3 protein-coding genes are annotated in these 3,798 nt (G+C 57.9%); 2 read left to right on the top strand and 1 reads right to left on the bottom strand.

The window, feature by feature from the left end; all coding sequences use genetic code 11:
• Nucleotides 1-1,492: winged helix-turn-helix domain-containing protein (locus tag AC221Y_RS21545; protein WP_486708382.1), on the bottom strand; the 1,492-nt coding region annotated here is incomplete at its 3' end.
• 120 nt (nt 1,493-1,612) lie between these two features.
• Here AC221Y_RS21545 and AC221Y_RS21540 point away from each other — a divergent pair.
• Together AC221Y_RS21540 and AC221Y_RS21535 are read left to right on the top strand one after the other, a co-directional pair.
• Nucleotides 1,613-2,179, top strand: coding sequence for a hypothetical protein (locus tag AC221Y_RS21540; RefSeq protein WP_085828406.1), 567 nt, complete (start codon nt 1,613-1,615; stop codon nt 2,177-2,179).
• Nucleotides 2,180-2,383: 204 nt separating this feature from the next.
• A complete protein-coding gene (locus tag AC221Y_RS21535) occupies nt 2,384-3,472 on the top strand; it encodes a PLP-dependent cysteine synthase family protein (protein WP_486708381.1) in 1,089 nt (362 codons plus the stop codon).
• Nucleotides 3,473-3,798: the final 326 nt, after the last annotated feature.

The following is a 3,798-nucleotide window of genomic DNA, read 5'->3' as shown; positions in this document are numbered from 1 at the left end:
AGGCCTTGAAAAACATTGCCACCGAGGTGTCAGGCCTTCGCTCCTGCATGGCCTTGGCCCAATATTGTGCCTTTTCATCATCGCCTTTGATCTTGCAGATCATCGCAGCTATGGCCCGGATCAGGAAGTGAGCACCCGGCGCGCGGGCGCCTTTTTCTGCCCAAAGCAATGCATTATCGTAGTCTTCCAGTTGTAGATAGGCCAATCCGCGAGCGCATTGCATCGCATACAAAAGCGGATCGAGTGGACTAAGGGAAATGGCTTGCTCTAGTTGTGCCAGCGCCTCGGCCCCTCTTCCCGCCATGACGTCAGCCCAGCCATGCGCATAGAAACCCTGTGCGAAATTCGGGCTAAGCTCGACGGATCGGTCGATCCAAGGCATCCCCGCCTCCGGGTCGCCCCTGAGCCAGTGTGCCCGACCTAACGTGAAATTACCAAAAGGGTCTACCGGATCGATCTCGACACATTTCTCGGCAAACCGGCGGGCGTTGTTCGCGTCTTCGTTCGTGTCGGTGGTGTACTGCAGAAAGGCTGTCTGAAAACTGGTGAAGGATCGCGCCGCGTAGGCCCGAGCAAAGCCGGGCTCAAGCTGCGTCGCGCGTTCAAAATGACCTGCAGCGATCTGGTTATCGGTCTTGTTGAAGCGGTACATGTGCTGCAAACCAAGGTGATAGATGCCCCAGGCATCTAGGTTTTCGGGCGGACACAGGCGGGCACGCTTGGCCTCGTTCAGTGGTACGTGCAGTTCCAGCGCCGATATCAAATGTGTCACAATATCGTTTCTGGTCTCATTCACGTCACTGACCGTCCCTGAGAACCGTTCGCTCCAAATCACTGCCTGAGTGCGCGTATCCGACAGTTCCACCAAAACCGCGATCACAGCGCCGTAAATCTCCACCAGTCCGGTAAGGCAGTACTTCGCGCCAAGTGTTGCGTGGATGGCGGACAAGTCCGGATCGTCGTGCCGAAAGCGGAAGGTGGATCCGCGTGAAATCACCGTCAGCCAGCGCAGGCGGGAGAGGCAGGAAATCAATTCGGCCGGAATGGCATCGGCAATGGCGCTGTAGGCTTCGGAGTATCCGACCATCCTAAACGGCAGGATGGCAATCGATGGTCTGCCGGTGTCGGCCATAGGATCAACCGACGGCACAAGGGCGTCGGCAGTCCTGGCTTGCGCGGGCACAGTCGGATGCGCGGTCCCGACAAACCGCATCCCGCGCCCGCGCAGAGTTCGGATATACTTTTGAGTAATCCCATCATCGCCGAGGGCCTTGCGCGTCGTCTTGATCACTGTGGAAATGGCCGCTTCGGACACGATCCGCCCGCCCCAGACCTTTTCGACGATCTCGTCCTTGTCGACCATGCGGTCCTGGTTCACCACCAGGAGCGAGAGCAAGTCGAACGCGCGCGGTTCGATCGCCACGTCTTCTCCCGACTTGAGCAGCAAGCCCCGATCCATGTCCAGCGTGAAGGGTTCGAAGTCGTAGCGCATGTGTTCTCCCCGCTCACCCCCGCGCGATTCAACAGGAAAATCTCAAGTTATCCTCAAGCACGCTCCGTCACGATCTGGCAAACGTCATTCATTATCTAACACATCACGGGAGAATTCAAAATGTCGATACCCTCGAAGCTTAGTGCAGGTCGTTGCATCCATGCCATTACAGTCCTGTCCCTTGTCGGCACCACCACGATCGCCGCCGCGGAAACGACCGAGAACAAGATCGCACGGGCGATGAGCGCAGCCCCGTCGGATATCAGTGAGGCCGCCACGATCATGGATGTGGATGGCACGATCCTGCGCGAAGGTTCGAACGGTTGGGTGTGCTTGCCAGGCATCGGTCTGATTCCCGGCGATCAGCATCCGATGTGCAATGATGCGGTCTGGATGAAATGGATGGCGGCCGCCGGGTCAGGCTCTGCCTTTTCGACCGACGTCGTTGGCGTGTCCTACATGCTGATGGGCGACGCCATGGTGAACAACGAAAATCCGATGGCCACGGACCCCAACGACGGTGGCGTCTGGGTCCAGGAAGGACCCCACACGATGATCGTTTTTCCGAACATGGACATGCTCGCGGATCTCCCGCGCGATCCGTTTGCCGGAGGTCCCTATGTCATGTGGGGTGAAACGCCGCTGGCGCATGTCATGCTACCCACCGAGGCCAAGACCGCGCCCTGACAAGAGTAGTGACACGAGGCACGATATCTGAAATTATTGCCCAGCAGAGCGCCAGGCGGGCCAGCGATGCAGCGGATGCATACTGCAAAGTGTCGGTTTCAGGGATCGCCTCGGCGAAGCAAAGCAATGCTCCCCGGCCGCAATGCCGAAGTCTGCGGCCGGAATGCAAACCACGCCCGGGCGCACACAGTGAGAGGACAATCCATGCCAGCCGACGCAGCAATCAGGATCACCAAAGGCCGGGGACGTCTTTACGACAGTGTTCTCGAGACGATCGGCGACACCCCGGTGATCCGCATCAACAACATTCCGAGCCATGGCGCCACGATTTACGTCAAGGCCGAAGCATTCAATCCAGCGGGGTCCGTCAAGGACCGGCTGGCTGTGAACATCATAGAGGCGGCGGAACGATCCGGCGCCCTGAAACCCGGTCAGACAGTGGTCGAGGCGACCAGCGGGAACACCGGGATCGGTCTTGCGATGGTCTGTGCCCAGAAGGGATATCCGCTTGTCGTGACGATGGCAGACAGCTTTTCGGTCGAGCGGCGGCGCCTGATGCGGATGTTCGGTGCCAAGGTGGTTCTGACCCCGCGTGCGGAAAAGGGCCTTGGCATGTACCGCAAAGCGGTCGAACTGGCACAGACGCACGATTGGTTTCTGGCGTCGCAGTTTGAAACGCAAGCCAACGCCGACATTCACGAAAGCACGACCGCACGGGAGATCATCGCGGATTTTGATGGGTCCCGGCTGGACTATTTTGTGAGCGGCTATGGCACCGGCGGCACGGTGACCGGAACCGCCCGCGTCCTGCGCAAGGAGCGGCCAGACACCAAGATCATCCTGACCGAACCTGCCAATGCGCAGCTTCTGGGCAGTGGTCACGCGCAGGAACGCGACGCCAATGGAGCGCCCGCCCTTAGCCATCCGGCCTTTGAGCCGCATCCGATCCAAGGCTGGACACCGGATTTCATTCCGGCAGTGCTGCAAGAGGCAATTGACGGCGAATACTACGACGAGTTGATCCCGGTCACTGGTGCCGACGGAATCAAACATGCACAAGAGTTGGCCAGAAAAGAAGGAATATTCACCGGCATTTCGGGTGGGTCGACTTTTGCCATCTCACTGGCGGTCGCGAAAACAGCCCCCGATGGCGCCGTGATCCTGTGCATGTTGCCAGACACCGGAGAACGCTACCTGTCCACACCGATGTTCGAAAGCATCGAAGAAAACATGGATGACGAAGAGCTTATGATCTCACACTCCACACCCAGTGGCCAGATCGGGTTGGAGTAGCCCCCTGAAAGGGGTCCACCAACTGGGATAGATTTGCCCCGCAATTTAGAGGATCAGCGATACAGTCAGAATTTCGATATGTGTCATAGTGAATTTTCCAGTCACAATCATTATCCAAATCCTTGCATGCGTTTCGCAGTTTCTGTCTCTCACTGGAAAGCGGCTACATATCGCAAGAATTAAGGCGATTTTGGAAACAATGTGGACTCACTTGGAAACAAATGGTTGCCGCGTTCACGGGACTGATGGTGGTGCGCGGTCTGGCTCTGCCGGCCTCAACTATCGTCATGGGTTATGCACGAAACAGATGAAGGAGGTTCAGCGCT

The sequence above is a fragment of the Boseongicola sp. genome, assembly GCF_057460485.1.
Note: the sequence above shows the minus strand (reverse complement) of the source record. Positions and strands in the feature narration are given on the sequence as shown.

Coding starts and splice junctions, on each gene's coding strand:
- AC221Y_RS21540 (WP_085828406.1), top strand. CDS start 1,613: ATGTCGATACCCTCGAAGCTTAGTGCAGGTCGTTGCATCCATGCCATT.
- AC221Y_RS21535 (WP_486708381.1), top strand. CDS start 2,384: ATGCCAGCCGACGCAGCAATCAGGATCACCAAAGGCCGGGGACGTCTT.